The sequence below is a fragment of the Neorhizobium sp. NCHU2750 genome (assembly GCF_003597675.1).
In the GTDB taxonomy this organism is placed as follows: domain Bacteria; phylum Pseudomonadota; class Alphaproteobacteria; order Rhizobiales; family Rhizobiaceae; genus Neorhizobium.
The window spans coordinates 906,091-932,330 of sequence record NZ_CP030827.1 but is presented as its reverse complement, the minus strand read 5'-3'; the positions used below and the strand labels follow the sequence as shown (position 1 = coordinate 932,330).

25 protein-coding genes and 1 tRNA gene are annotated in these 26,240 nt (G+C 60.0%); 12 read left to right on the top strand and 14 right to left on the bottom strand.

Annotation, left to right across the window (positions count from 1 at the left end; translation table 11 throughout):
- Positions 1-110: 110 nt before the first annotated feature.
- Positions 111-515 carry a DNA-directed RNA polymerase subunit omega gene (gene rpoZ / locus NCHU2750_RS04605; RefSeq protein ID WP_119942935.1) on the bottom strand — a complete coding sequence of 135 codons (405 nt, stop codon included), beginning with the start codon at positions 513-515 and terminating at the stop codon, positions 111-113.
- A 451-nt stretch (positions 516-966) separates the two neighbouring features.
- Between rpoZ and NCHU2750_RS04595 the strand changes: the two genes are divergently transcribed.
- A complete protein-coding gene (locus NCHU2750_RS04595) occupies positions 967-1,545 on the top strand; it encodes a LabA-like NYN domain-containing protein (RefSeq protein ID WP_119939386.1) in 579 nt (192 codons plus the stop codon).
- Between the two features lie 102 nt (positions 1,546-1,647).
- Here NCHU2750_RS04595 and NCHU2750_RS04590 read toward each other — a convergent pair whose 3' ends face one another.
- The 3 genes from NCHU2750_RS04590 to dapA all read right to left on the bottom strand — a co-directional run bounded on the left by NCHU2750_RS04590 (position 1,648) and on the right by dapA (position 4,611).
- Positions 1,648-2,628, bottom strand: a complete 981-nt coding sequence (locus NCHU2750_RS04590) for a lysylphosphatidylglycerol synthase transmembrane domain-containing protein (RefSeq protein ID WP_119939385.1) — start codon at positions 2,626-2,628, stop codon at positions 1,648-1,650.
- 459 nt (positions 2,629-3,087) lie between these two features.
- Complete coding sequence (gene smpB / locus NCHU2750_RS04585) at positions 3,088-3,564, bottom strand: SsrA-binding protein SmpB (protein ID WP_119939384.1); 477 nt, start codon at positions 3,562-3,564, stop codon at positions 3,088-3,090.
- A gap of 162 nt (positions 3,565-3,726) precedes the next feature.
- Positions 3,727-4,611: a 4-hydroxy-tetrahydrodipicolinate synthase gene (gene dapA / locus NCHU2750_RS04580; RefSeq protein ID WP_119939383.1), complete on the bottom strand. Its 885-nt coding sequence runs from the start codon at positions 4,609-4,611 to the stop codon at positions 3,727-3,729.
- A 242-nt stretch (positions 4,612-4,853) separates the two neighbouring features.
- Here dapA and NCHU2750_RS04575 point away from each other — a divergent pair, with 242 nt between their 5' ends.
- On the top strand, positions 4,854-6,974 hold the full coding sequence (locus NCHU2750_RS04575) for a lytic transglycosylase domain-containing protein (RefSeq protein WP_119939382.1): 2,121 nt from the start codon (positions 4,854-4,856) through the stop codon (positions 6,972-6,974).
- Positions 6,975-7,194: 220 nt separating this feature from the next.
- Here the strand turns inward: NCHU2750_RS04575 and NCHU2750_RS04570 are convergent, their stop codons facing one another.
- From NCHU2750_RS04570 to NCHU2750_RS04540, 7 genes are all read right to left on the bottom strand, one after another.
- Positions 7,195-8,295 (bottom strand): porin, encoded by a 1,101-nt coding sequence (locus NCHU2750_RS04570; protein ID WP_119939381.1) that lies wholly within the window; start codon positions 8,293-8,295, stop codon positions 7,195-7,197.
- Between the two features lie 313 nt (positions 8,296-8,608).
- A complete protein-coding gene (locus NCHU2750_RS04565; protein WP_119939380.1) occupies positions 8,609-9,715 on the bottom strand; it encodes a porin in 1,107 nt (368 codons plus the stop codon).
- A 303-nt stretch (positions 9,716-10,018) separates the two neighbouring features.
- Positions 10,019-11,089, bottom strand: a complete 1,071-nt coding sequence (locus tag NCHU2750_RS04560; RefSeq protein ID WP_119939379.1) for a porin — start codon at positions 11,087-11,089, stop codon at positions 10,019-10,021.
- Between the two features lie 1,108 nt (positions 11,090-12,197).
- Positions 12,198-13,286 carry a porin gene (locus tag NCHU2750_RS04555; RefSeq protein ID WP_119939378.1) on the bottom strand — a complete coding sequence of 363 codons (1,089 nt, stop codon included), beginning with the start codon at positions 13,284-13,286 and terminating at the stop codon, positions 12,198-12,200.
- A gap of 506 nt (positions 13,287-13,792) precedes the next feature.
- Positions 13,793-13,883, bottom strand: a tRNA-Ser gene (locus tag NCHU2750_RS04550).
- A 217-nt stretch (positions 13,884-14,100) separates the two neighbouring features.
- Entirely contained in the window at positions 14,101-14,901 is an 801-nt protein-coding gene (locus NCHU2750_RS04545; RefSeq protein WP_119939377.1) for an aldolase/citrate lyase family protein, read from the bottom strand.
- 65 nt (positions 14,902-14,966) lie between these two features.
- A complete protein-coding gene (locus NCHU2750_RS04540; protein WP_119939376.1) occupies positions 14,967-16,184 on the bottom strand; it encodes an NAD(P)/FAD-dependent oxidoreductase in 1,218 nt (405 codons plus the stop codon).
- Positions 16,185-16,430: 246 nt separating this feature from the next.
- On the opposite strand from NCHU2750_RS04540, the gene NCHU2750_RS04535 reads away from it, so the two are divergent.
- Positions 16,431-16,778, top strand: coding sequence for a hypothetical protein (locus NCHU2750_RS04535; protein ID WP_119942933.1), 348 nt, complete (start codon positions 16,431-16,433; stop codon positions 16,776-16,778).
- 43 nt (positions 16,779-16,821) lie between these two features.
- Here the strand turns inward: NCHU2750_RS04535 and NCHU2750_RS04530 are convergent, their stop codons facing one another.
- On the bottom strand, positions 16,822-17,103 hold the full coding sequence (locus NCHU2750_RS04530) for a sunset domain-containing protein (protein WP_119939375.1): 282 nt from the start codon (positions 17,101-17,103) through the stop codon (positions 16,822-16,824).
- 214 nt (positions 17,104-17,317) lie between these two features.
- Here NCHU2750_RS04530 and NCHU2750_RS04525 point away from each other — a divergent pair, with 214 nt between their 5' ends.
- On the top strand, positions 17,318-18,442 hold the full coding sequence (locus NCHU2750_RS04525) for a pyridoxal phosphate-dependent aminotransferase (protein WP_119942931.1): 1,125 nt from the start codon (positions 17,318-17,320) through the stop codon (positions 18,440-18,442).
- Between the two features lie 116 nt (positions 18,443-18,558).
- Here the strand turns inward: NCHU2750_RS04525 and NCHU2750_RS04520 are convergent, their stop codons facing one another.
- Positions 18,559-18,825, bottom strand: coding sequence for an SEL1-like repeat protein (locus tag NCHU2750_RS04520; protein WP_119939374.1), 267 nt, complete (start codon positions 18,823-18,825; stop codon positions 18,559-18,561).
- Positions 18,826-19,333: 508 nt separating this feature from the next.
- On the opposite strand from NCHU2750_RS04520, the gene NCHU2750_RS04515 reads away from it, so the two are divergent.
- The 6 genes from NCHU2750_RS04515 to vapC all read left to right on the top strand — a co-directional run bounded on the left by NCHU2750_RS04515 (position 19,334) and on the right by vapC (position 22,631).
- On the top strand, positions 19,334-19,675 hold the full coding sequence (locus tag NCHU2750_RS04515) for a DUF2147 domain-containing protein (protein WP_119942929.1): 342 nt from the start codon (positions 19,334-19,336) through the stop codon (positions 19,673-19,675).
- Positions 19,676-19,849: 174 nt separating this feature from the next.
- The gene (locus tag NCHU2750_RS04510) at positions 19,850-20,020 is read left to right on the top strand and encodes a hypothetical protein (RefSeq protein WP_162939489.1); all 171 of its coding nucleotides are present in this window, start codon (positions 19,850-19,852) and stop codon (positions 20,018-20,020) included.
- Between the two features lie 87 nt (positions 20,021-20,107).
- A complete protein-coding gene (gene amn / locus NCHU2750_RS04505; protein WP_119939372.1) occupies positions 20,108-21,610 on the top strand; it encodes an AMP nucleosidase in 1,503 nt (500 codons plus the stop codon).
- Positions 21,611-21,670: 60 nt separating this feature from the next.
- Positions 21,671-21,949: a type II toxin-antitoxin system VapB family antitoxin gene (locus NCHU2750_RS30900; protein ID WP_119939371.1), complete on the top strand. Its 279-nt coding sequence runs from the start codon at positions 21,671-21,673 to the stop codon at positions 21,947-21,949.
- Positions 21,950-22,005: 56 nt separating this feature from the next.
- Positions 22,006-22,245: a type II toxin-antitoxin system VapB family antitoxin gene (locus tag NCHU2750_RS04495; protein WP_119939370.1), complete on the top strand. Its 240-nt coding sequence runs from the start codon at positions 22,006-22,008 to the stop codon at positions 22,243-22,245.
- Positions 22,242-22,631, top strand: coding sequence for a type II toxin-antitoxin system VapC family toxin (vapC, locus tag NCHU2750_RS04490; protein ID WP_119939369.1), 390 nt, complete (start codon positions 22,242-22,244; stop codon positions 22,629-22,631). Before NCHU2750_RS04495 ends, vapC begins: the two co-directional genes overlap by 4 nt.
- A 5-nt stretch (positions 22,632-22,636) precedes the next feature.
- Here the strand turns inward: vapC and NCHU2750_RS04485 are convergent, their stop codons facing one another.
- Positions 22,637-23,617: a lysylphosphatidylglycerol synthase domain-containing protein gene (locus NCHU2750_RS04485; RefSeq protein WP_119939368.1), complete on the bottom strand. Its 981-nt coding sequence runs from the start codon at positions 23,615-23,617 to the stop codon at positions 22,637-22,639.
- Between the two features lie 96 nt (positions 23,618-23,713).
- On the opposite strand from NCHU2750_RS04485, the gene NCHU2750_RS04480 reads away from it, so the two are divergent.
- The gene (locus tag NCHU2750_RS04480; RefSeq protein WP_119939367.1) at positions 23,714-24,733 is read left to right on the top strand and encodes a glycosyltransferase family 2 protein; all 1,020 of its coding nucleotides are present in this window, start codon (positions 23,714-23,716) and stop codon (positions 24,731-24,733) included.
- Complete coding sequence (locus NCHU2750_RS04475) at positions 24,717-26,222, top strand: ArnT family glycosyltransferase (protein ID WP_119939366.1); 1,506 nt, start codon at positions 24,717-24,719, stop codon at positions 26,220-26,222. Before NCHU2750_RS04480 ends, NCHU2750_RS04475 begins: the two co-directional genes overlap by 17 nt.
- Positions 26,223-26,240 lie beyond the last annotated feature (18 nt).

The following is a 26,240-nucleotide window of genomic DNA, read 5'->3' as shown; positions in this document are numbered from 1 at the left end:
TGAGAAAAAGAAAATGGCGCGCCAACCATGGGTTAGCGCAGCCATCACAATTGAGACAACCAGATTAGGGCGATACGATGAACGATAAGTTGCCCTGGGGCACCAATCTATCAGTAATCGTCGCTCTTTTCCGGCGGAACGAGACCTTCGATGCCGGCCAGCAGTTCTTCTTCCGACATCTGGTCGAAGTTGATGGCTTCCGGCTGGTCGTCGTCTTCGGCATCGGCTGCAACAGACACGCCGCCGGCAGCGATGAGCGCGGCCGGATCGGGCTCGGGCTCGTCCACTTCGACATGCTTCTGCAGCGAATGGATCAGGTCTTCCTTGAGGTCGTCGGGAGACAGCGTTTCGTCCGCAATCTCGCGAAGAGCGACGACCGGGTTCTTGTCATTGTCGCGGTCGATCGTGATCGAGGCACCCTGGGAAATCTGGCGTGCACGGTGGCTCGCGAGAAGTACCAGCTCGAAACGGTTGTCGACTTTGTCAATGCAATCTTCTACTGTGACACGGGCCATAGCCTGTCCTTTGCGGTCGTGAATTTCCGGAATTGTCATGCCCGATACAGCCATCGGGGGGGAATTTCAAGTTTTTCCTGACCTCAGGTCGGATGTCCGTCCGAAATACAAGCAATTTGCCTATTTCCTGCGGCTAAACAACGATGCGCGTGATCTCCATCAAAGCCTCGCCACAATGAGATGCGCAATTGTCGACGTGATCCAGCAATGGATTACGGCTTGTTATAATCGGAAAGCGTGCAACCGAGGGATACAAGTCGCTGAAATAAGACTAAAGTGGCTGGGGGAGTAAGCCACAATTCAATCAATGCGTGCTTGGAATATTGCGAATCGTGCCATAAATGACAGATATATGAATAATTCATAATGTAGGGGATTATTCCAATATCTTCGGCTCAACTTTTGGTTTGCCGACAGGCCCATGAAAGGGCAGAAAAAGGGATGGAGACATATGTTTGACCCAAGAGAGAAAATAGCTCTCTTTATCGACGGCGCAAATCTTTACGCGGCTTCGAAGAGCCTCGGCTTCGATATCGATTATCGCAAGCTTCTGAAGGCTTTCCAGAAGCGCGGTTATCTGCTGCGCGCCTATTATTACACCGCGCTGATCGAGGACCAGGAATATTCCTCGATCCGGCCGCTGATCGACTGGCTGGACTATAACGGCTATAAGGTCGTGACCAAGCCGGCGAAGGAATTCACTGACAGTCTCGGCCGCCGCAAGATCAAGGGCAACATGGATATCGAACTTGCGATCGATGCCATGGAACAGTCGGAAACCGTCGATCACCTGGTGATCTTCTCCGGCGACGGCGATTTTACGACACTGGTGGAGGCACTGCAGCGGCGCGGCCGCAAGGTCTCGGTCGTCTCGACGATGCAGACGCAGCCGCCGATGATCGCCGACGACCTGCGCCGGCAGGCCGATCACTTCATCGATCTGATGACGCTGAAGGCAGAGGTCGGCCGTGACCCGAGCGAAAGGCCAGCCCGTCCGGCAGCCGAGCCGGTCGAGCCGGCGGATTCCTGATTGGCGAACGCCCGCTGCTCCGCAAAGGCATGAGCTACGAGCAGAAGCCTACAGATTGAAGGCGCCGGTGACGGCGCCTTTTTCATGTCCGCCCCCACGTGGTCAGGCAGGTTCGGCGGGCATCATCGCCTCGCCTGCCGCGTTGCTCGCCCCCCTATCATCCGAACGAGATTTTCGGGCACGGAACAGGGCCTCGACGGCGAGCGACAGCGGCAGGCCGATGAAAAGCGGGATGAAGAAATAGATCACCCGGAAGGCGACGAGCGAGCCGATCGAGGCCTGATCGCCCATGACGTGACGCACCGTCGCTTCCAGCACGCCGAGGCCACCCGGCGCATGGGTGACGAGAATGGCGACATTCGCCAGCACGAAGGCGGTGGCAGCTTTCAGGTAGCTGACATCGGCGCTGGCCGCCATCACCTCCCGCAGGCAGGCGGAGACAAAGGCGAAGTTGATGGCGCCGATCGCGACCTGCGCCAGTGCGATCCTCCAGGTTGGCATCTTGAACGTCCAGCTGCGGATCCTGACAGGCACACGGAGAAAGGCGGCGGCGAGGATGTAAAGGAGCGTGGCGGCAAGGCAGCCGATGCCGATCATCATGACGAGGCTCTGCTCAAGATGCAGCACGCCTGCCGCATCTTGCGGATTGGCGATCATGACGACGCCGGCAAGCACCGCCATGCCGAGGCCGACGGTGACGCCGGAAAGCAGCACGATCTTTGCCACATCCTCGGTGGTCATGCCCCAATGGGCATAATAGCGATAGCGCAGTGCACCGCTGCTCAGGCCCGACATGCCGACGCTCTGGCCGATGGAGAGAGCAATGAAGGAGGCAAGCGCGATCTTCGGATAGGGCAGACCTTGCCTGACATAGCGCACGCCGCACCAGTCGAAGCCGGTGAGGCATAGATAGGAGAGGAAGGCGAAAAGCAGCGCCAGCGCCAGATTGGCCGTCGGGATATCCTTCACCGACCGGACGATCTCCGACAGCGAATGCTCGCGGAACACCTGATAGAGCAGCCAGGCGGCAAGGCCGAAGCCCAGGACCAGCATAAGAGAGGTGAAAATCCGCTTCTTCGTCATCGCCCGCCTTGTCCACATTGAGGTGCGGGGAAACGGTGGCGGGTGAGGTTTGGTTCCGAGGGGGAAAATCCGGGAAGAGACGCAGAATGACGCGCGGGTGTATTTGGGCTCCCCTCACCCTAACCCTCTCCCCGTAAACGGGGTGAAGGCACGTGCCCCGCTTGAGGCATAGAGGGCTAGGCGTCTGGCCTTATCCCTGTGATTACGGGAAGAGAATCGCAGATGGCCAAGAACCCTCTCTGGCCTGCCGGCGTCCTTCGGACCCCGCCACGAGGGGGGAGAAGACCTGTGGCACTCGCCTGCCTCGATTGGGTCGCAGCGGCACGACTGGGTTAAGCCCTCCCCCTTGTGGGGAGGGTGGGGTGGGGTCTTTCACCCATATGCGATTGCCCTGGTGATTACGGGGAGAAGGTGCCGGCAGATGAGGGGCGGGCCAGAATGAAAATGGCAGATTGACGCTCAGCCCGTCTTCAACAACCTCGACTTCTGCCTGTTCCAGTCGCGTTCCTTCTCGGTCTCGCGCTTGTCGTGCAGCTTCTTGCCCTTGGCGAGCGCCAGTTCGAGCTTCGCCCTGCCCTTTTCGTTGAAATAGATCTTCAACGGCACGAGCGTCATGCCTTCGCGGTTGATGCTGTTGCGCAGGCGGTTGATCTCGCGCTTCGACAGAAGCAGCTTGCGGCGGCGGCGGGGCTCGTGGTTGAAGCGGTTGGCCTGCAGATATTCCGGCAGATGGCTGTTGATCAGCCAGATTTCCTCACCCTCGTCGGAGGCATAGGATTCGGCGATATTGGCCTTGCCGTCGCGCAGCGACTTCACCTCGGTGCCGGTCAGCACGAGGCCTGCCTCATAGGTGTCGATGATCTCGTAGTTGAAACGGGCCTTGCGGTTTTCCGCAACGACCTTGTTCACCACGCGCTGGCTGCCTTTGGGTGCCATCTGACCAATTCCATTCTCATCTCAAATCGCAAAACCCCGCCCATGAGCGATGAGCGGGGTTCAAGCATCATATAGTGCGGCCGGGGACGATTGTGAAGCTTGTGTGTCCGCCGGGACTATCAGTTCAATGCAATCAGTTCGGTAGCGACCAGTTGGGGGCGATCAGTTCAGAAGGCCGGCGTGGCGAAGCGCCTCGTCGATCGCCGCTTCCGTTGCCGGCTCCAGCGTCGAGAGCAGCGGCGAGCGGATGGTGCGGTTCATGCCGCGCAGCTTGCTCAGGCCGTATTTGGCGCCGCAGAGGCCGGGCTCCATGAAGATCGCCTTGTGCAGCGGCATCAGGCGGTCCTGATATTCGAGCGCCGTCTTGTAATCGCCGGCAAGCGTTGCCGCCTGGAACTCGGCACAGAGGCGCGGCGCGACATTGGCGGTGACCGAAATGCAGCCGACGCCGCCATGGGCGTTGAAGCCCAGCGCCGTTGCATCCTCGCCCGACAGCTGGACGAAATTGGTGCCGCAGGTGATGCGCTGCTCGGAGACGCGCTCGATCTTGCCGGTCGCATCCTTGACGCCGACGATGTTCTTATGTGCCGCGGCGAGCTTGCCCATCGTTTCCGGCGTCATGTCGACGACCGAACGGCCGGGAATATTGTAGATGATGATGGGCAGTTTGGTAGCTTCGGCAACTGCCGAGAAATGCGCGATCAACCCCTTCTGGGTCGGCTTGTTGTAATAGGGGGTCACGACCAGAATGGCGTCGGCGCCGGCATGTTCGGCATGCTGGGCGAGCTCGACCGCCTCGGTGGTATTGTTGGAGCCTGCGCCGGCGATGACGGGCACGCGGCCGGCCGCTACCTCGACACAGAGTTCGACCACGCGCTTGTGTTCGTCATGGGTCAGGGTCGGCGATTCACCCGTCGTGCCGACCGGAACGAGACCGGAACTCCCCTCATCGATCTGCCACTCGACATGATCCGCGAACGCTTTTTCGTCCACGGCCCCGCCAGATGTGAATGGCGTGACGAGCGCGGGGATCGATCCCTTGAACATGCATAACTCCCATGGCCCAAGTCCATGCTTCGGCCGCAATCAACATTTAAGACGGCGCACCATAGAGCGGAGCCAGATCGGCGACAAGCGCAAAGCGGAACGCCATGCGGGTCACAGGATTCTGACTGCGCTCAATCCTTAGAAGATGCGCATTTTCAGGATCATGGTAAGCTTTCGTTAAGGCCGCCGGAGCCTAATGGGAGAACCCGATAGGGGTAAATGTCTTTTTCGCGAGTCGCCGGATGAAGAAGCCTGCTCTGATCCTCACCTTGGGATTGGGTGCCGCAAGCATATCGAGCCTGGCACTTGGCCAGACGGCTCCTCCCTTGAGTGGCAGCGTGCCGCTCCCCTTCGTGCGACCTGATGCTCCCGCCAGCATGCCGATGCCGGGGACGCCGCGAATGCAGGCCGTGCCGACACCCGTGGCGATGCCGACACCCGAGATTACCGGCTCGATCCCGCGTCTCGACCGCCCGCTTGCATCCTCGACCCTGAAGACCGGGCTCGACGCGCTTTCCGACAATGATGCGGATCAGGCGATCGCGGCGCGCAACAGCCTTCCCGAGGGTTCGCTCGACCGCCGTATCCTGACCTGGGCGATTGCGAGCTCCGGCCTGAAGGACGTGCCCTATCGCGAGATCGCTGCAGCCGAACGCGAGCTTTCCGGCTGGCCGGGGATCGGCGGATTGCGCGAAAAGGAAGAACGGGCGCTCTACCGTGAAAACCCGCCTGCCGGCGCGGTCCTGTCGGCGATGGGACCCTACAAGCCGCAGACGCAGGAAGGCGCGATGATTCTCGCTCGGGCGCAGATGGCGACCGGCCGCTCCGCCGATGCGGCGCGCACGATCCGCGCGCTCTGGCTCGGCGATGCGCTGGATACCCAGACCGAAGACAAGATACTCGGCGAATTCAGCGGCCTGCTGACGGTCGCCGACCACAGGGCGCGGATGGACTATCTGCTCTATCGCGGGCGTAGCGCGCAGGCGAAGCGCTTTTCGATGCTCGGCAACGCACAATCGCTCTACAAGGCGTGGGTTGCTGTCTCTTCAGGCGCCAAGAATGCGCCGCAGATGATCAATGCCGTGGAAGGCTCCTTCACCAGCGATCCGGCCTATCTGTTCATCCGCATCGAATATGCCCGGCGCCAGGACCAGTTCGAGGATGCCGCCAAGCTGCTCGAGCGCGTACCACGCGACCCCGCCAGGCTGGTCAATGCCGGCGAATGGTGGAACGAGCAGCGTATCGTCTCGCGCGGCCTTGCTGACCAGGGCGATTTTCGGGGAGCTTACAAGCTCGTCGCCGACAATATGGCGCAGTCCTCGGTCGACCGGGCCGATGCGGAGTTCCATGCCGGCTGGTATGCGCTTAGAGCTCTGAACGACCCGAGCACGGCCGAGACGCATTTCCGCAAGATCCTCGAAGCGTCGAACAAACCGCTTTCCGCCTCGCGGGCGCTTTACTGGCTTGGTCGCGCGGCAGAGGCCGGCGGCCCCGGACAGGCACGTTCCCTCTACGAGCAGGCGGCACGATACACGGGCACATTCTACGGGCAGCTGGCGGCGGCGCGCCTCGGCAAGACCACGCTCGATGTCAGCTATCCCGTTCCGACGGCGCAGGATCGCGAGCGTTTTGCCTCGCGCGAAGTGGTGCAGGCGATTGCAAGGCTCGATTCGGTCGGTCATGACCGCCGGTCGGCAGCGCTTTACGCGGCACTCGGCGAACAGATCACCAGTCCCGGCGAACTGGCACTTCTGACAGCGCGAGCCGAGGAACAGGGCGACCATGCGCTGTCGCTCAAGATCGGCAAGGCAGCCTTCTCCCGCGGCATCGATGTGGCAGCGCTTGCCTATCCTCTCGGCGTCATCCCGGCCGGCGCCAATATTGCCGGGTCCGGCAAGGCGCTCGCCTATTCAATTGCGCGGCAGGAAAGTGCCTTCAACCCGGCAGCCGTCTCGGCCGCCAATGCGCGCGGCCTCCTGCAGCTTCTGCCTGGCACCGCACAGGGCGTCGCCAAACGACACGGCATGAGTTTCCGGGCCGACCGGCTGACCAGCGACGCCGGCTATAACGCCACTCTCGGCGCCCATTATCTCGGCGAGCAGATCGACGCGTTCGGCGGATCCTACATCCTCACCTTCATCGCCTATAATGCCGGGCCGAAGCGGGTGCCGGAATGGATCGCCCGCTATGGCGATCCGCGCGGCAAGCCGCTCGACGAGGTGATCGACTGGGTGGAACGCATCCCCTTCCCCGAAACCCGCAACTATGTGCAGCGGGTGCTGGAGAATTACCAGGTCTACAAGACGCGGCTTGGCCAGAAGGCCGACATCGTCTCGGACCTCAGGTTCGGCCGCGAGGGATAAATCCCGTACAGTATTTTATGCGTGGCTGACTTGCTGGCCGCCGCGGCGATCTTGCGCGCGCATGAGAGAAGGCGCCTCCCCCTCCCCCAACGATAATTGCGTTTTTCCGCTTCGCGCCCCTGCCGCAGCGCTATTGATCGCCCTGAACGGCACGCAAGGCACGGGCCATAACGCAAAAAGGCCCGGAGAACCGGGCCTTTTCGTCTCATTCCGTGAGGAATTAGAAGGTGCGCTGGAAGCGGAGGAAGCCCTGCCAAGAGTCGGCAGATACAGTCGAGTTGTTCCAGTTGGTGTAAGCCAGTTCCGGCTGGATCAGGAAGCCAGCTGCCGGCTTCCACTGCAGGTTACCAACAGCGGAGAAGACCTTCGAGTCGGTGTATGCAACCTGAATGTTTGCAGACAGCTTGTCGGAGAACTTGTAGCCGCCACCGGTCCACAGAGCCCAGTCACCCCAACCAACAACGTCGCCAGATTCCGAGTTGTAGGTGTAACCCGGTGCGTAGCTGTTGACGGTGTTGCCGTCGGTGTTCCAGCCGCCCATCAGGAAGAGGTTGAATGCGCCGATGTTGCCAGAGACCTTGGCCTTGATCGCGCCTTCTTCCATCGATTCGTCGTAACCAGCGGTGACGCCGAACATGAAGGTGCCGGTGTCATACTTTACACCGCCGGCGAAGTTCGGCGAGTCGCTGTTGTGGTGGTCAGGAGCGTAGACAACGCCGTCACGCTTGTTCTGGCCGTCGTCTTCCATGGCGATGAATGCCGAGAAGCCGTTGCCAGCCTGGTAGGTGTAAGCCAACTGGTTGACTTCCGACGGGCCGTAGTTGACCACGTCGTCGCTGTCGACGTCGCCAGCGTAGTTGATGAAGGATTCATAGAGCGAATCCTGCAGACCGGCGGTGAAGCCACCGAGGCTGACCGTTGCCTGCATCAGACGGGTGCGGGTCTCATCCGGATAGTCGCCACCGCGGCTGGCTGCATTGTGCGGATCGTAGTCGAAGCGGGCGATGATGCTCGTCTTCAGGGCACCCATTTCGGTGTCCGAAGCGGTGTCGAGGTAGAGCTCAGCGCGGGTGTTGGTGTAGGTACCCGAAGAGTCACGGGCATAGGCATTGCCGTAAATGGCGTCGAAACGAACGCGGCCACCAACCTTGAGGCAGGTTTCCGAGCCAGGAATGTAGAAGTAACCTGCACCGAACGCGTCGCAAACGCGAACGTATTCCATCGGCTCCGGCTCAGCGGCAACGATAGCGTCGGCAGCATGCGCGCCGGAAACTGCTGCGAGAGCAGCAGCGGAGCCGAGAAGAAGGCTCTTAATGTTCATGGGAGATCTCCAGATACAGTCTTTAAACAAAACCCCGGTCATGCCGTCCCCAAGCCGGACCGAAAGCCACAAGATCGAGACGACGCCTCAACCCTGATTCCGAGGCTACGCGCCGATCGCGCAAGTCTCAAGAAAAATGGAGCAGCCTCCGTATGAATAAGGCAACATATACCAGAGGCTGTTACAATCTTGTCGCAGTGTATCACGAAACCGTGTAAACCCTTGCGTTGCATGGGAAAATGAAGGCGACACCTATCAAGAGTCAAAAAAGCCCGGCAATGCCGGGCTTTTCCGATAGCACGATTGGTGGAAATCAGAACGTGCGCTGGAAGCGAACGATGCCTTCCCACTGATCCGATTTGACAGCGGGAGTGTCGTTGTCAATGTTGACGTAGGTGACTTCCGGCTCGATCAGGAAGCCTGCTGCCGGGGTCCAAGCCAAGTCGGCCGTAGCTTCGAAGACCTTGCTATCCGTGTAGGCAACCTGAACGTTGGTGGCCAGCTTGCTGGAGAACTTGTAGGTACCGCCGGTCCAGAAAGCCCAGTCGCCCCAGCCAATGGCCGTCGTGCCACCGTACTTGCTGCCCGGAGCATAGTTGCTAATCTTGTTGCCGTCCATGTTCCAGCCACCCAGGATGAAGAGGCTGAGAGCGCCAAAGTTTCCGTTGAGGCGAGCCTTGAGGACGCCCGCCTGTTCCGATTCGTCGTAACCACCGACGATACCGGCCATGAACTTGCCGTTGTCGTACTTGATACCGGCAACGCCATTCGGCGCATCGCTGTTGTGGGTATCGTAGCCGTAGGTTACGCCATCGCGCTTGTTTTGGCCGTCGTCTTCAGCGCCGATGAATGCGGTGATACCGTTGCTGCCCTTGTAGGTATAGTCGATCTGGTTAACTTCAGACGGACCATAGTTGATCACGTCGTCGTTGATGACGTTGCCAGCGTAACCGAGCAGCTGTTCATACAGCGAATCCTGAAGACCGAAGGTGAAACCGGCGATATCGATCGTCCCGACCATCAGGCGGGTACGAGTCTGGTCCGGATAGGAGCCGCCATAACCGGTCTGCTGATGCTGGTTCCAGTCGAAGCGCGCGACGATATTGGTTTTCAGAGCACCCCATTCGGTATCCGACGCAGACTGCATATACAGCTCTGCGCGGGTGTTCATGAAGGTGCCTTCGCCCTTGCTGCTCAAGTCGTAGGCGTTGCCGTGGTAAGCATCAACGCGAATGCGGCCACCAACCTTGAGGCAGGTTTCCGAACCCGGAATGTAGAAATAGCCAGCACCGAAGGCGTCGCAGACGCGAACATATTCCATCGGTTCCGGTTCGGCAGCGACGATTGCGTCGGCAGCCTGTGCGCCAGATACTGCGGCCAGAGCAGCAGCGGAGCCAAGAAGAAGGCTCTTGATATTCATTGAAATCTCCAATCATCCCCAGGGGCACCTCCCCCGAAATTGTTGGAGGCGGCCCGTCAATTACAGAGGATAGAGCCAGTCATCTCGATCCCCTGCAGCCACGGATAGTCCTCGATTCTGGAAACGACAAGCGGAGGGATCTCCACAAAACGCTTGCAGCCCATCGAGCGAGACACAGTGTTGCAAACTCTCCCCAGTTCATGGACGAAATTTAATGAAACTCGCGCCAATGGCGAAACTCAGGGGCAAAAACACAAAAAAGCCCGGCAAAGCCGGGCCTTTTCTAGACAATTTCGGTATAGATCAGAACTTGCGCTCGAAGCGAACGAGGCCAGCCCACTGGTCTTCGTCCAGCTTGTCCCAGTTGGTGTAGGACACTTCCGGCTGGATCAAGAAGCCCTTGACCGGGGTCCACTGAACGTTGCCGGTGACAGCAAGCTTGTCGTTCAGATCGGCATAGGCAACCTGCAGGTTTGCAGCAACCTTGTCGGAGAACTTGTAGCCAGCGCCACCCCAGACAGCGAAGTCACCCCAACCCGGAGCGAACTTGTTGGTCGAGTCGCCATCGGTGTTCCAGCCGCCCATGAGGAAGAGGCTGAGTGCGCCGATGTTGCCGGAGACCTTGGCCTTGATGCCGCCTTCTTCCATGGATTCGTCATAACCGGCGACAACGCCGACCATGAAGGTTTCGGTCTGATACTTCACACCGCCGGTGAAATCCGGGGAGTCGCTGGAAGCAGCGATGTAGTCACGCTTGTTTTCGCCGTCGTCTTCGAGCGAGATGTAGGCCGAGAAGCCATTACCCGCGTCGAACGTGTAGGTCATCTGGTTCAGTTCGAACTGACCGTAAGAGATCACGTCGTCGTTGATGACGTCGCCGGCGTAGTTGATGAAGGACGAGTACTGCGAGTCAGCGAGACCGACAAGGAAGCCGCCAAGCTGAATGTTGGCTGCGATCAGGCGTGTACGGGTGTTGTCCTTGAAACCACCGCCGGAGAAGTAACCTACGCCAGCATCACCGGACAGGCTGTTCTTCGGGTTATAGTCGAAACGTGCGACGATGCTGGTCTTCAGAGCGCCCCACTCGGTGTCCGAAGCGGTGTCAAGGAAGAGTTCAGCGCGGGTGTTGGTGTAGGTGCCACCGCTGTTCGGGCTGTAAGGGTCAGCGTAGTCGGCTTCGAAGCGAACGCGGCCGCCGATCTTGAGGCAGGTTTCCGTGCCCGGAATGTAGAAGTAGCCCGTGCCGAATGCGTCGCAAACGCGAACGTATTCCATCGGTTCCGGCTCGGCAGCAACGATAGCGTCGGCAGCCTGGGCGCCGGATACTGCTGCGAGAGCAGCAGCGGAGCCGAGAAGAAGGCTCTTGATGTTCATTTTTGACCTCCAGTCAAAGTTGAATGAGATGCGGGCTTTTAAAAACCAGTTCCCCTGCATCCGCGACTTTTAGAAAACACACGCGAAGTCATGCTTTCGAGTTCAAGCTACCGGAAGTTTGTAAAAGATGACAAGCGCGTAACACGACCGGAGGTTTCCAATTCCCAACTTTGCGGCAAAGTGTTGCAATCTTTCCGCATATCAACCTGAGACCGGGTCATTTTCTATACGATTTGTTAGGAATATGGCGCTGCAACACATGCGCGTGCCGATTAAAATCGCGTCGGAGACCAGGCCAAGAGCCGCTTCAGCGCGAATCGCCGGCATAAAGCGGCATTTTCGGCTGATTTATGCCAATCGGTCACGCAGATCCGGCCAAAAATAAGCAGGCGTCACTGCCGCCATAATCGTAGCCGCCTCCGCTTAACTTTTCCGTCTATACACGGCTTAATTGTCTAGTCAGCCAATCAGGACGGACGCCGATGTCTAATAGCGACATTCCAACTGTCGCAATCCAGCTACCATAGGTAGCTTTAGAATTTCGGAGCCGAAGTCCGAAGACGGAGACAGATGCAAAAAATGATATCAACCTAATGTTGATATCCGGCACATGCCTTTTCCTTGATCCATCGCCGATGAACAGAGAGGCACTCGGCAATTTTTGGAGGCAGAAAAGCGTACAGTCGAGCCATCGAAGCCCGACGACAGGCCGATCGCAAACAGACCCCTTCCACTCGGCCTGATGGATGCCGCACCCAGACCGCATCGATGAGCCTAGGCGGCCCGCAGCCCTCCCCCACCCTCTCACAGAAGGCCGGCAGGACGAATGGGCCGGAAGTCATCGCAAACAACGGTGAAATCGCACAGCGATGATCCGATGCGAACCACTAGGCAATCTGCGTTAAATCAATCGGCACGCGATGCGCTAGCGGCCTCCAGGAGAGGCCACATATCAATGCACGCCGAGAGACACGAAGATTGCCGGCACACGGGATCGAGATCGAATCAAATAGAACAGCCTCGGCCGCCCGGTCCGCCGCATTCGTATCACGCTAAACGCAAAAAGGCCCGGCAATGCCGGGCCTTTCCACTATCATTCCATAAGGAATTAGAACGTGCGCTGGAAGCGAACGATGCCTTCCCAACGGTCCTGCTCGCCCTTGCCCGGTACGTCGTCGATGTTGACGTAGGTAACTTCCGGCTGGATCAGGAAGCCAGCAGCCGGGGTCCAAGCCAGGTTAGCCGTTGCTTCGAAGACCTTCGAGTCGGTGTAGGCAACCTGAGCGTTCATAGCCAGCTTGCTGGAGAACTTGTAGCCGCCGCCGGTCCACAGAGCCCAATCGCCCCAACCGATCGTCGCGTCGCCGTAGTTCGAGCCCGGAGCGTAGTTGTTGTAGGTGTCGCCGTCGGTGTTCCAGCCGCCCATCAAGAAGAGGTTGAACGCGCCGGTCTTGTAGCCGATGCGAGCCTTGACAGCGCCTTCTTCCATCGACTCGTCGTAACCAGCGGTTACGCCAGCCATGAACGTGCCGTTGTCGAACTTGATACCTGCAGCAACGTTCGGAGCATCGCTGTTGTGGTGATCAGGAACGTAGGCCAGCGTATCACGCTTGTTCTGGCCGTCATCTTCGAGCGAGATGAAGGCGGTCAGAGCGTCAGCCTTGTAGGTGTAGGCGATCTGGTTAACTTCGGACGGACCGTAGTTGATCACGTCGTCGTTGATGACGTTGCCGGCGTAGCCGAGCAGCTGCTCATACAGCGAGTCCTGCAGACCGAAGGTGAAGCCGCCGATATCGATCGTGGCAACCATCAGACGGGTGCGGGTTGCATCCGGGTAGCTGGCAGTGTTGTGCGGGTTGTAGTCGAAACGCGCGGTCATGTTGGTCTTCAGCGCACCCCATTCGGTGTCCGAAGCAGACGAGACGTAAAGTTCAGCGCGGGTGTTGGTGAAGGTGCCTTCGCCAGCGCGGTTCGTCTTGTAAACGTTACCGTAGTTGGCGTCGAAGCGAACGCGGCCGCCGACCTTGAGGCAGGTTTCCGTGCCCGGGATGTAGAAGTAGCCGGTGCCGAAAGCGTCGCAAACGCGAACGTATTCCATGGGCTCAGGCTCAGCAGCAACGATAGCGTCGGCAGCCTGGGCGCCAGAGACTGCTGCGAGGGCAGCAGCGGAGCCGAGAAGAAGGCTCTTGATGTTCATTTTTGACCTCCAGTCAAAGTTTCATTCAGGGTTGGGTCTGTTTTTGCCAGAGGCTTTTGTTCCCTGCCCATCCCAACGATGCAGAAACCGACGAACCACCGCCGCGCTTCTGGATTTGAAAATACAAAAGGCCTCCGATCATGCAATCGTGAAGTGGCGGTGAAACGAGCTATCCGGCCTGCTTAGCCAACCCCTGTTGCCGAAACAGCACAATACCGCATCTGGAGGTTGCTACAATTTTATTGTTCGTTAAGAAATGGCCTAGAAACAGCCACTTATGACAGTTTTGCGAAAAAATCCGGGTGTAATGCCGCGTTGCAAAACCGACACAGAGGCTGGGGCGACAGGCGCAGCAGGCGTTACTAAAAAAGGGATATCCGTTGCCGAAAGACGCAAGTCAAAGGCTGAGAGACCGAGCCGAAACGCCTCGTGCCCGAGCTTCTTTTTTTTCGACTGCGACGAGACAAGTTTTTTTGGGGAAATCAGGACAGGCTGGCAAGGCCTGATGGCGGAGAAGATGGGATTCGAACCCACGATACGCTTTTGACGTATACTCCCTTAGCAGGGGAGCGCCTTCGACCACTCGGCCACCTCTCCGGTGCGGCCTGATTATTGAAAATGAATTTCGAATGCAAGGTCTTTTAACAAAAAGAACGGTCGAGGCTGGGGATGAGGCGAAGATTGCGGCCGCTGGCCTCTCTTTGGCGGAGCCGAGCTTCTTCAGTGCATCTCAAGGGGGCATTTCGCCCCCTCCTTATAATAGGCGCGGCTGTCGGCCGACGATTTCCATCAGAGGCGAATCGCCTGGCGCGAATCAATAGCCGGAACCGGCTGGGCCGCTACCCGGCCCGCGGCCATAGCGGCCGGCCAGCGCACGCAGGGTCGCCGAGAGTTCGGTGACATCGGCCCCAACGGCGACAAAGCTTGCGCCGAGATCGAGATAGCGGCGGTTCAAGGTCTCATTGAAGGTCAGGATGCCCGCGGGCTTGCCGGCAGCGATGATTCGCCCGATCGCCTTCTCTATGACCTCCTGAACCTCGGGCGCCTCTATCCGCCCCAGGAAGCCGAGATCGGCGGAGAGATCGGCGGGGCCGATGAAAACGCCATCGACGCCCTCGATCGCGGCAATCGCATCGAGATTGTCGATTGCCGTCCTGGTCTCTGCCTGGACGAGAAGGCAGATCTCGTCATCGGCCGTCTGGGCATAATCGGGGATGGCGTTGAAACCGGAAGCGCGGGCGACTGCGGCACCGAGACCGCGGGTGCCGCGCGGCGGATAGCGCACGGCCTGCACCAGAGCCTCGGCCTGTTCAGGCGTATCGACCATGGGCACGAGAAGCGTTCGCGCACCGGCATCGAGCAATTGCTTGATGAACCAGGCGTCGCCGACCGGCGGGCGCACGACCGGCTCCACATTGAATGGCGCCAGCGCACGCAGCTGGGCGATGATGCTGCGCAGATCGTTCGGCCCGTGTTCCGAATCAATGACCAGCCAGTCGAAGCCCGCGCTTGCCGCAATCTCCGCCGGCAACGGCTCGCCGGTATTCAGCCACAGGCCGATCTGCGGGCTCTTGGCCTTGATGGCTGCCTTGAAGGCGTTTTTCGGTGCAGGCATGCTTCCTCCTATGTCGGTTGGCTCCGATACCGGTTGGTCGGGCCCGATCCCGCCTTATAAAGGAATCAGGCCATCAATTGCTTGAGGTCGGTGGCCGGATCGGCCAGCAGGGCCTTGTCGGGGTTCTTCCCGGTTTCCAGCATCTTCTTGCCGGAGACGTAAGCCTTGGCATCGTTGACGGCGTCTACGGCGATCAGCCGGCCCTCGCGGAAATACCAGATCGACACGGCACCTTCGCGCGCACCTGGGCGCAGCAACGTCTCTTCATAGCCGAGATTGAAGCCGGCGATCTGCAGCTTGACGTCATACTGATCGGACCAGAACCACGGTTTCGGCTCATAGGGCGCCGTGCCGCCGGCGAGCGTGGCAGCGACCGATTCGGCCTGATCGACGGCGTTCTGCACCGATTCGAGCCGGATGCGGCCGCCCTGCCAGGGCAGCGTGACGCAATCGCCCATCGCGAAGATCGAAGGATCGGAGGTGCGGGCGAACTCGTCGACGACGATGCCATTGCCGACATCGAGACCGCAATCCTGCGCCAACCGGTCGTTCGGCGTCACGCCGATGCCGACGATGACGACATCGACGTCGATGACGCTGCCATCGGAAAGTTCAGCGGCACGAACCTTGCCGTCCTCGCCGATCAGCCGGGCAAGGCCGGTCTTTTCGCGAATCACCACGCCATGCGCATCATGGATGCCGCGCATGATGTCGGCCGTCTCCTTTGCGGCAACGCGGGCGAGGATGCGGTCGGCCATTTCGATCAGCGTCACCTCGAGGCCGAGATGGCGGGCGACGGCCGCGGCTTCGAGCCCGATATAGCCGCCGCCGATGATCAGCAGCCGGCGGCCGGCCTTCATCTCGCCGGCAAGCCGGTCGGCATCGCGCTTATCGCGTACGGTATAGACGCCTTCCAGATCACCGCCGATGCTGGCGGGCAGCGTGCGCGGGGTCGAGCCGGTGGCGAGCGCCAGGTTTTCGTATTCGAGGACAGACCCGTCCTGCATGCGCACGGTCTTCTTGTCCCGGTCGATCTCCTCGACAAATGTCGAGAGCCTCACCTCGACGTCGTTTTCGGCGAACCATGCGTCAGGGCGGAAGGTCAGTCGGTCGAAGCTCATCTCGCCGAGCAGGTATTTCTTCGACAAGGGCGGCCGCTGGTATGGAAAAACGTCCTCCAGGCCAATCATGGTGATCGGGCGCGTATCCTTGAGAGCCCGCAATTTGGCGGCCAGCGCAAAACCTGCCTGCCCTGCCCCGACGATCACCAGCCTGCCTGTCACGTGTCACTCCCTAATCGGTCCATTCCGCATCGGCATAACATCTAATGCAGGTGGACAAGGGGTATCCCCGCGACGTCTGCCCGTCAACAACGCGACATCGGCCGGGATCGGCGAACGCAGATGCCGACTGCAAGTTTTCGGATACTATGGAGCGCGAAAAATTTACCAATCAACTCTAGACTGCAGCGGAAAGGCAGGCACACAATCATATCTGCCCGATGCGGCAGGGAGTATGCGATGGCACCGATGACGGATGGCGGAGAGAACCACGACAAGCCCGGCCTGCGTCGCGTTTTCGAGAAATTTGCCGTCGACCGTCCGGCCAAGATCGTGCTCGTCGAACATCACCTGAGCACGAAGACGAATATCCGCTGCCTGATCCGCACCATCTCGCTGCAGGGCGCCGAACTCGAGGTCAGCCCGAATATTGCCGTCCCGTCGCATTTCTTTCTCGCCATTCTCGGCATCCGCGACGAGATCGGCTGCACGGTGATGCTGCGCGAAGAAGAAAAGGTCACGGTCGGGTTCAACATGCTGATCGATCCGGAATTCCTGCACCATGTGCTGCGGCTGGGTTTCGAAACCAGCCAGTAAGACCCGCGCACCCGCAGCCTTGGCCGATAGAACCTTCGTCGCGCTAACGCTTTGACCGGCGCCACCCGGCAGCGCGCGCGTCCTCCTCCGAACAGAACCAGCGTTCGCCATATTCGGGGCTGATTCGGGTTTGCTGATAATAGAATTGGCCGGGGACGTGATAGATCTTCTCGCCACTGTCGATCGCAATATTCCCCTTGATGTCACAGGCAGGGCTGAGCTGCGCCTCAAGGCTCTCACCAAGACCGGGGAGAAGCGAATGGCCGCCGCCGGCCAGGAAGCTTGCGGCCGAGGCGGCAATCACGATGAGGGGAAACTTGCTCATCGCCGAAGAATGCGCGCCACAGATTGACGGCCAGAGTATTTAATCACTAAAGTTGCATATATCATGTCGGCAACCTTCGGGTGCCGCAATTACGGCAATGGGCCGCAATGTTGGAAAACCGTTGCCATAGTTGGTCATCGAAGGAAATCGACAGGCTTGCGCTGACTGCAAACCTTTCTATTGTGTGCCGGCTTTCAACCGGACTTTTCATGCCATGCCCGCATTTTCCCGCTTCACCCCGCTCGTCAACTCTCTTCCTGCAACCGTGCCTTTCGTCGGGCCCGAGGCGCTGGAGCGTAAAAGCGGCGCTGCCGTCAAGGCGCGCATCGGTGCCAACGAGAACGGGTTCGGTCCGGCACCGTCGGTTATCGCCTCGATGAAGGACGAGGCTGCAGGGATCTGGAAATATGCCGACCCGGAGAATTTCGAGCTCAAGGCCGCCCTTGCCGCGCATCTGAAATGTCGCCCTGACAATCTTGCGATCGGCGAAGGCGTCGACAGCCTGCTCGGCCAGATCGTGCGGCTGGTGATCGATCCGGCGGCTTCGACACCCATGCCGGTGGTCAATTCCTTCGGCGGCTATCCGACCTTCAATTTCCATGTCGCCGGCTTTGGCGGCAGGCTGGTCACCACACCTTACGTCAACGACCGCGAAGACCTGAACGGATTGCTCGACACCGTCAAACGGGAAAATGCACCGCTCGTCTATTTCGCCAATCCGGACAACCCGATGGGCAGCTGGTGGGAGGCCGACGACGTCGTGGCGTTCGCAAAGGCGCTGCCGGAAACGACGCTGCTGGTGCTCGACGAAGCCTATTGCGAAACGGGTCCCGCCAGCGCCTTCCCGCCGATCGAGGCCCTGATCGACCTGCCGAACGTGATCCGCACGCGCACCTTCTCCAAGGCCTATGGCATGGCCGGAGCGCGTGTCGGCTATGCGATCACCACCGAAGGCACGGCGAAAGCCTTCGACAAGATCCGCAACCATTTCGGCATGAACCGGATCGCCGTTGCCGGCGCAATCGCCGCGCTGAAGGACCAGGCCTATCTCGACGAGGTGGTCGGCAGGATCAAGGCATCGCGCGAGCGCATCGGAGCGATCGCCGCCGCCAACGGGCTCAAGGCGCTGCCATCGGCCACTAATTTCGTCGCCATCGACTGCGGCCGTGACGCGGCCTATGCAAGGGCGATCGTCGACGGACTTCTGACCCATGGCGTGTTCATCCGCATGCCGGGCGTTGAACCCCTCAATCGCTGTGTGCGCATCAGCGCCGGCCAGGAAGCCGACATGGAACTTCTGGAACAGGCACTTCCGCAGGTGCTGAAGTCGCTCGGATAACGAGAGAAAACCGCGCCGGCATTATCCCTGCCGGTCGCGGTTCAATGGCCGGACGAAAAGCCTCAAGCCTTCGTCCGCATATCGTTATCTCTTGTTTTGTCTGGTGATGGCCGCGCTCAGTGCACGGTCATCCATTCACGGGCAGCGCGCAGCGCTTCCGCAAGCTGCATCTTGCTCAGCTGGTGGGCGAGATCGGCACGCAGCTCGGCGGCGCGGTCAGAGCCCTTAATGGCGGCAATGTTCAGCCATTTGTGGGCGGCAACGAGGTCGACCTCGACCCCGCGGCCCGTTGCATACATCAGACCCATGTCGCAGAACACTTCTGCGCGGGCATCGCCACCCATGGTGGCCATTTCAGTCGACGAAATTTCAAAGCGTGCCATCGGTTTTGATCCCTGTTTAAGACCTGGTTTCTTCTTCTACCCTGTTCATCAATCCCCTCCGGACCACCGTCTTATGCGGCTTTGTTAATCCTTCGGGGGTGGCGGTTTTTCCCGCTCGTTTGACGAGACCAATATGATCCCAAGGTTCCAAAATCCGACTAAAAAGAATGCTTAACTTGCGGAAAACAAAGTTCAAATGCTTCGTAAATTTGAGTTTTCGTTAAGCACCACATCGCCTGCCTGTTAAGGGTTTCGGCCTTCTGTTGACGAAACGTTAGGATTTTCGCCTAAACCATTTGTTCAGCATGTCTTTCGCTTGTTGTTGCGGGCATTGATGGAAAATGCCGCCGAAGCCTTCGCATCTGGACATGACGGATCTGGACATTCGGCAATGATCCAACTTTACCTTTACGTGCAGGTAATCTAGCTTAATGCCCGGCACAGGCTGCGGGAGGGCAGTTGCGAAGCCATCGAAACCATCCGAGGAGGACATTTCATGCGGAATACAATGACACCAAGGATCCTGGCGGCAACTGCGGCCTTGGTGATGCTCGCCGGCACCAGCTTGGCGGCCGAGCCGATCGAAGGCAACTGGAAGACGGAAAGCGGCGCGACGGCCGAGATCGGCAAATGCGGACCGGCCTTCTGCGTGACGCTGAAGACGGGTAAGCATGCGGGCAAGCAGATCGGCAAGCTTTCCGGCAGCGGCGACAGCTATTCCGGCGAGATCACCGATCCCGAAAACGACAAGACCTATGCGGGATCGGGTGCCGTCACAGGAAATGCGCTGAAGATGAAAGGATGCGTGTTGAAGGTGTTGTGCAAGTCGCAGACCTGGACGCGGCTCTGAGTTGTGACGGGAGCCGCCGACTTCGGTCGGCTCCCTTCTGGCGGGGGAGGATGCCGGCCGGGGCGTTAACGACCATGAACGGCGGATGAAGGTGGCTCTCAGCCTTCATACAGGTGAGCGCCACTATTCTGCCTCCATTCGAACATGCCTGGTTCGAAGCTGGAGGACGAGATCATGCCGACCATTGCACGCCGCCTGACGATCATCACGCTGATGATGGTGATCTTCGCCATCTCGTTCGCGGCGATGGCCATCCATCCGACCAGGCGTCCGATCGGTATCGATATCAGCTCCGGCAGCCTGTGCATCTATCAGTCGAATGGCGACTGCGTGGCCTCACTCTGAGGCGAGACCATGGGGTCCGTTCAAGGTTGGGTGAAAAGATCGAAGGTTCGCCGTTTGATTGTCATTGAGTTCTCTCTATAATAGCTCATGAATACACGAATCTCTTCCCTTTCGCCCATTTCCTTCATCAGCCCGAGCCCGGTCGAACCGCAGGTGTTCGACAATGCCGAGGCTGCCGTCGACGCGCTGACGGAACTTTACGAGCGAAACACCAAATTCCTGATCGACAGTTTTGGCGGGCTCGCCAGAGGTGCTGCGGTCGCCGGCCGCTACCGCGCCTTCTATCCGCAGGTGTCGATCGAGACGACGTCCTTCGGCCATGCCGATACGCGGCTTTCCTACGGCCATGTCGCGGCACCGGGCGTCTACACGACGACGGTCACCCGGCCGGGCCTGTTCCGTCACTACTTGATCGAGCAGCTCGACCTCCTGATGCGCAACCACAGCATTCCGGTGACCGTGTCGGAATCGACAACGCCGATCCCGCTGCATTTCGCCTTTGGCGAAGGTGCGCATGTGGAGGCCTCGGTCAGCAATGCGATGGCGGACATTCCGATGCGCGACCTGTTCGACACGCCGGATCTCAACAACACGGACGACCTGATCGCCAATGGCGAATATGAGGCGCTGCCGGGCGAGCCGGCGCCGCTTGCGCCGTTTACCGCGCAGCGTATCGATTATTCGCTCGCCCGCCTCAGCCATTACACGGCGACAGGGGCAGAGCATTTCCAGAACTTCGTGCTGTTCACCAATTACCAGTTCTATATCGACGAATTTGCCGCCTGGGCCCGCAAGCTGATGGCGGAAGGCGGCGACGGCTATTCCGCCTTTGTCGAGCCGGGCAATGTCGTGACGCTGGCCGGGCGCGACAAGCCGGAAACGACGCCGATCAGCCGCATGCCGCAAATGCCCGCCTATCACCTGAAGAAGGATGATCAGTCGGGCATCACGCTCGTCAATATCGGCGTCGGCCCGTCCAACGCCAAGACGATCACCGACCATATTGCCGTGCTGCGTCCGCATGCCTGGCTGATGGTCGGCCATTGCGCCGGGCTGCGCAACAGCCAGCGGCTCGGCGACTATGTGCTGGCCCATGCCTATGTGCGCGAGGACCATGTGCTGGATGACGACCTGCCGGTCTGGGTGCCTATCCCGGCCCTTGCCGAAGTGCAGCAGGCGCTGGAAAGCGCCGTCGAGGAAGTCACCGGCTATGAAGGTTTCGAGCTGAAGCGGATCATGCGCACGGGCACCGTCGCGACCATCGACAACCGCAACTGGGAACTGCGCGACCAGGCAGGCCCGGTGAAGCGGCTTTCTCAATCGCGGGCGGTGGCGCTCGACATGGAATCGGCAACCATCGCCGCCAACGGTTTTCGCTTCCGCGTGCCCTATGGCACGCTGCTCTGCGTTTCCGACCGGCCGCTGCATGGAGAACTGAAATTGCCGGGCATGGCGACCGCGTTCTACCGCACCCAGGTCAGCCAGCACCTGCAGATCGGCATCCGCGCCGTGCAGAAGCTTGCCGCCATGCCGATCGAGACGCTGCATTCGCGCAAGCTGCGCAGCTTCTACGAGACGGCGTTCCAGTGACATTGTAGGCCTGCCGGTCGTGGTGTATGATTTTGCCAATCCATACACCACGAGGCCGACATGCGTACCAATATAGAATTGGACGACGATCTGATCGCCGAGGCCATGGAGCTTGGTGGCTTGCCGACCAAGAAGGCTGCCGTCGATCAGGCCTTGCGAGATTTCGTGCGTATCAAGAAGCAGTTACGCGCGATCGACAAGCTGGAAGGTATCGGGTGGGACGAACAGCATGGCAAAGCGCCGTCGTTCGACACACTGGCAGCCGAATTCCGAGCGTTGACTGCAGGCCGGGCACACACACCCTCAGAGGAGTTGATGCGTGAGCGTGGCGAACAGTGACCGGACTTACTCGCATTTAGTCCATCATTGCAGCGTCCAACACAAATGAGGCCGACATGCGTACCAATATCGAGATAGACGACACGCTGTTGAACGAGGCCTTGGAAATGACCGGCCTCAAGACGAAGAAAGCAGTCATCGAGGCTGCCCTTCAGCATTTCGTTCGCCACCTAGGGCGCAAGAAAGCCTGGGAGGAGTTGCGTGGAATGGGTTGGGAAGGTGATCTGGACGAGATGCGCCGAGACATCGATCCCGAGGCACCGTTGTTGCCGGATCGCCAAGATGCCGCTGAATGATCGTGGTCGATAGCTCCGTCTGGATTTCCAGACTGCATAATTTCGATACGCCAGAAACTCGCAAGCTCGACGAAATAGAAGACTATGACGAGATAATCCTCGGAGATATCGTGTTGCTTGAGATTCTCCGCGGCGCACGCAACGATCGAAACGCCGCTAATATCCGCAGGACACTAGCAAGATACAACGTCGCTCCAATGCTCTCGCCTGAGCTGGCCATTCTGGCGGCCCGCAATTACCGGGTATTACGAGAGCATGGCAAGACGGTCAGCAAGACGCCTGACCTCATCATCGGCACATTCTGTATAGAACACGGTTACAGTCTATTGCAGAAGGACAAGGACTATCTGCCCATGGCCGAGCATCTCGGCCTGCGCCTTGTCTGACCCCGCTACCCCCTGCCCCGCGTGGCAAACAGCGAGAGCGCCGTGCCTATCATCGAGGAGACGATGACGAGGAGGTGGGTGTTGACGGCGGCGCGGCCGAGGGCGGCGAAGGCGTCGCCGCTTGCCGCAGCACCAAAGGCGATGGCGCCGGCGCTGATGCCGGCGGGATAGGTGCCGACACCGGCCGGCGCATGGACCGGCAGGACGGAGGAGAGTTCACCGCCAAGCGCACCGCCGAAACCGGCCCCCACCGGCAGGCCGCCGAGCAGGCAGAGAACCCAGGCGAGTACCGCGATCTTGGTGAACCAGTTGACGAGCGTTGCGCCCCAGGCGCGCATGAAGGCGTTTGCATCGACCGGCAGGCCGGCTTCGACCTCGGCCAGCAGCTTTTCCGCCTTGGTCGGCATGACTTTCCTCGCGAGCCGAAGCCCGGTGCCGCGAAGGGCAAAGCCTGCTGCCGGGAGAATGAGGAAGGCGGCCCAGAGTGCCCATGCCCAGACGGCACCGACGCGGTTGTTTCCCGGCCCGCCGGTATCGAGGACAAGGCCGATGCCGGCCGCGGCGAGAAGCGCATGCAGGTCGAAAAGCCGCATGACGAAGAGCGCTGCGGTGCCGCGTGCCAGCGGCAGATCGAATTCCCGCTTCATCAACAGTGGAAAACTCGCCTCGCCGGACCGGAATGGCAGCATGATGTTGAGGAGATTATGGACCTGAACGAGGCGAAGGAGCGTGCCGAAATGGCCGCCGGTTTCACGCGGAAAATAATCGTAGATGCGCCAGGTGCGCAGGACGTAAGTGCCGAGAAGCGCTAGAAGTGCGATGATTGCCGAGCCGAGCCCGGCTTCCTCCCACAGCGCCAGCACGCTGCCCCAACCCCAGACCCACTGGATGAAAAGGGCGTAGAGGACGACGATCGCCAATGTCAGCAGCGTCATCGCGTTGCGAATTACCCAAGCTTTGCGGCTGGCAACGGGATAATTCTTCATATATCAGGAGCCCCAACAGGATTTTCGGGTCGATGCAATGACAGGAGCGCCCCCAAGGGCCACGTCTGCGGACCCCGCTTCTAGGAGAAACACAAGGTGCGTACAACAGCAGAGTCGGCAAGCCGCCTCGTCGAGACGCCCAATGCGGTCGAACTGTCGCTGGTGGTGCCGCTTTTCAACGAAGAGGAAAGTGTGGGGCCGCTGATCGAGCGGATCTGTTCTTCGATGGCCGCCTACGGGAAGACATGGGAACTGATCCTGGTCGATGACGGCAGCACGGATGCGACGATTACCAATGCCCGCATGTCGCTGACACGCCCTGGCCTCGATCTAAAGATCGTCGCACTGCAGCGCAATTTCGGCCAGACGGCCGCCATGCAGGCCGGCATCAACCAGGCCGAGGGCCGGCTGATCGCAACACTCGACGGCGACCTGCAGAACGACCCCAAGGATATTCCGACCATGGTGGCGGAACTGGAGCGCCGCGAACTCGACCTTCTGGTCGGCTGGCGCAAGAACCGCCAGGACGGGCTGTTGCTGCGCAAGGTTCCCTCCTTCATCGCCAACCGGCTGATCGGCCGCATTACCGGCGTGCGGCTGCATGACTATGGCTGCTCGCTGAAGATCTATCGCTCGGCGGTCATCAAGCAGGTCAAGCTGATGGGCGAGATGCACCGCTTCATCCCGGCCTGGGTGGCCGGCGTCGTGCCGAGCTCCAGGATCGGCGAAATGCCGGTGACGCACCATGCGCGCCAGCACGGCGTTTCCAAATACGGCATTTCCCGCACATTCCGGGTGATCCTCGACCTGCTTTCGGTGATGTTCTTCATGCGCTTCAAGGCGCGGCCGGGGCATTTCTTCGGCTCGCTCGGGCTTGGGCTGGGCGCGCTCTCGGCGCTGATCCTGTTCTACCTGTTCATCGACAAGTTCATCATGGGCAACGATATCGGCACGCGACCGCTGTTCCTGATCGGCGTCATGCTGTTTTTGTCGGCGGTGCAGATGATCACCACCGGCATCCTCGCCGAGATGATCGCCCGCACATATTATCGCGAGGATTCAGCCTCAAGCTACATCGTCCGAGAAGTCTACCAGACCGATGCGCCGGCTGCGTGATGCCCTCACGCTGAAGCCGGAGCGGGTTCTCTGGCTGGTCGCGGCCTATTGCCTGGCCGCGATGGTGCTGCGCGTGCTGCGTACCGAAGGACTGCAGGCGGACGAGTCGGAACAGGTGGTGCTGTCGCAGTTCCTGATGCTTGGCTATGGCCGCCAGCCACCCTTCTACAACTGGCTGCAATACGGGGTCATGCATCTCGTCGGCCCATCGATCTTCGCGCTGACGGTGCTGAAGAACAGCCTGCTGTTTCTCTGCTGCCTGTTCTTCGGGCTGGCCGCTCGCCAGCTCAGCGAGCGCAGGGATGTATTTGCCGCAGCGATCCTGGGCGTCCTGTCGCTGCCGGCCGTCACCGTGCTCTCGCAACGCGACCTCAGCCACGCGGTCGCGCTGCTCTTCTGCGTGTCGCTGTTCCTCTATGCCTTCCTCGGTGCCTTGAGACACCCCGCATTCTGGCGCTATGCGCTGACGGGTGTGGCGATCGGCATCGGCACGATCTCCAAATACAATTTCGTCGTCGTTCCGATCGCGGCGCTAATCGCCATCCTGCCGGAGGCCGAGCTGCGGCGCCGGCTCTTCGACAAGCGGCTGATCGCCACGATCGTGATCGCGGCCGCCATCTGCCTGCCACATGCGCTGTGGTTCCTCGGCAATCTCCATGATGCGACGGCCGGAACCGTCAACGAAATGCGCGACGATGCGACCGGGCATTTCCTCACCGACCGGCTGGATGGGTTCGTGACGCTGATCGGCGCTGCCATCAAGGGCGGTTTTCCTGTGGTCCTCTTCCTGATGATTGCCTTCGGCCGCGAGGTTCTTGCCGCATGGAAGGTCTCGACGGTGTGGACGCGGGTGACGGGGCGCATGTTCCTGCTCTGCCTCGTCATCGTCGGGTTGATCTCGTTCGGCATGGGAGCAACGACAATCAGCCAGAAATGGCTGTCGCCCTTCCTTCTTCTTCTGCCGCTCTATCTTTGCCTGAAGATCGAGGCGAATGGCGGCTTTTACCGCCGCCCGCATGGCGCTGCTATCCTTGCGCTTCCGGCATCGGTGCTCGCCTTCGGCTTTCTCCTCTATCTGGCAGCCGGCAATATTTTCGCGCCGCTTCTCGGCCACTACCAGAAGGACAGCCTGCCGACCGTGCCATTCGTGCGGGCGGTACTGGCGGAAGCCGGACCTGCCGGGCGACCGGCCTATATCGTCTCCGATTCGATGATCCTTGCCGGCAGCGCACGACTGGCAGCGCCGGACGTGCCGGTGGCACAGCCTTCGATCGCTGCATCGGCAGCCTTCATCATGCCGCAGCACCCCGGTCTCGCGGTCTGGACCGGCAAGGACAACAACACGGTTCCCGAGCAGATTTCCGAGTTGCTGCGCGGCCGGGGGATCGACCCGACCACTCTGGATGCCAAAGCCATGGATGTCCCCTACCCTTATTCGCGTGGGCGCGACACCGAACGGTTCCACTACGCCTGGATCACGCACCCTTAAGGGTCATTTGCGGAGACA

Bases quoted from the DNA above. Each gene is read 5' to 3' on its own strand.
- NCHU2750_RS04530 (WP_119939375.1), bottom strand. From the start codon at position 17,103: ATGAGCAAGTTTCCCCTCATCGTGATTGCCGCCTCGGCCGCAAGCTTC.
- NCHU2750_RS04525 (WP_119942931.1), top strand. From the start codon at position 17,318: ATGCCCGCATTTTCCCGCTTCACCCCGCTCGTCAACTCTCTTCCTGCA.
- amn (WP_119939372.1), top strand. From the start codon at position 20,108: ATGAATACACGAATCTCTTCCCTTTCGCCCATTTCCTTCATCAGCCCG.
- NCHU2750_RS04520 (WP_119939374.1), bottom strand. From the start codon at position 18,825: ATGGCACGCTTTGAAATTTCGTCGACTGAAATGGCCACCATGGGTGGC.
- NCHU2750_RS04485 (WP_119939368.1), bottom strand. From the start codon at position 23,617: ATGAAGAATTATCCCGTTGCCAGCCGCAAAGCTTGGGTAATTCGCAAC.
- NCHU2750_RS30900 (WP_119939371.1), top strand. From the start codon at position 21,671: ATGCGTACCAATATAGAATTGGACGACGATCTGATCGCCGAGGCCATG.
- NCHU2750_RS04535 (WP_119942933.1), top strand. From the start codon at position 16,431: ATGACGGATGGCGGAGAGAACCACGACAAGCCCGGCCTGCGTCGCGTT.
- NCHU2750_RS04595 (WP_119939386.1), top strand. From the start codon at position 967: ATGTTTGACCCAAGAGAGAAAATAGCTCTCTTTATCGACGGCGCAAAT.
- NCHU2750_RS04555 (WP_119939378.1), bottom strand. From the start codon at position 13,286: ATGAACATCAAGAGCCTTCTTCTCGGCTCCGCTGCTGCCCTCGCAGCA.
- NCHU2750_RS04510 (WP_162939489.1), top strand. From the start codon at position 19,850: ATGCCGACCATTGCACGCCGCCTGACGATCATCACGCTGATGATGGTG.
- NCHU2750_RS04475 (WP_119939366.1), top strand. From the start codon at position 24,717: ATGCGCCGGCTGCGTGATGCCCTCACGCTGAAGCCGGAGCGGGTTCTC.
- vapC (WP_119939369.1), top strand. From the start codon at position 22,242: ATGATCGTGGTCGATAGCTCCGTCTGGATTTCCAGACTGCATAATTTC.
- rpoZ (WP_119942935.1), bottom strand. From the start codon at position 515: ATGGCCCGTGTCACAGTAGAAGATTGCATTGACAAAGTCGACAACCGT.
- NCHU2750_RS04575 (WP_119939382.1), top strand. From the start codon at position 4,854: ATGAAGAAGCCTGCTCTGATCCTCACCTTGGGATTGGGTGCCGCAAGC.
- NCHU2750_RS04545 (WP_119939377.1), bottom strand. From the start codon at position 14,901: ATGCCTGCACCGAAAAACGCCTTCAAGGCAGCCATCAAGGCCAAGAGC.
- NCHU2750_RS04515 (WP_119942929.1), top strand. From the start codon at position 19,334: ATGACACCAAGGATCCTGGCGGCAACTGCGGCCTTGGTGATGCTCGCC.
- NCHU2750_RS04565 (WP_119939380.1), bottom strand. From the start codon at position 9,715: ATGAATATCAAGAGCCTTCTTCTTGGCTCCGCTGCTGCTCTGGCCGCA.
- NCHU2750_RS04590 (WP_119939385.1), bottom strand. From the start codon at position 2,628: ATGACGAAGAAGCGGATTTTCACCTCTCTTATGCTGGTCCTGGGCTTC.
- smpB (WP_119939384.1), bottom strand. From the start codon at position 3,564: ATGGCACCCAAAGGCAGCCAGCGCGTGGTGAACAAGGTCGTTGCGGAA.
- dapA (WP_119939383.1), bottom strand. From the start codon at position 4,611: ATGTTCAAGGGATCGATCCCCGCGCTCGTCACGCCATTCACATCTGGC.
- NCHU2750_RS04495 (WP_119939370.1), top strand. From the start codon at position 22,006: ATGCGTACCAATATCGAGATAGACGACACGCTGTTGAACGAGGCCTTG.
- NCHU2750_RS04570 (WP_119939381.1), bottom strand. From the start codon at position 8,295: ATGAACATTAAGAGCCTTCTTCTCGGCTCCGCTGCTGCTCTCGCAGCA.
- NCHU2750_RS04560 (WP_119939379.1), bottom strand. From the start codon at position 11,089: ATGAACATCAAGAGCCTTCTTCTCGGCTCCGCTGCTGCTCTCGCAGCA.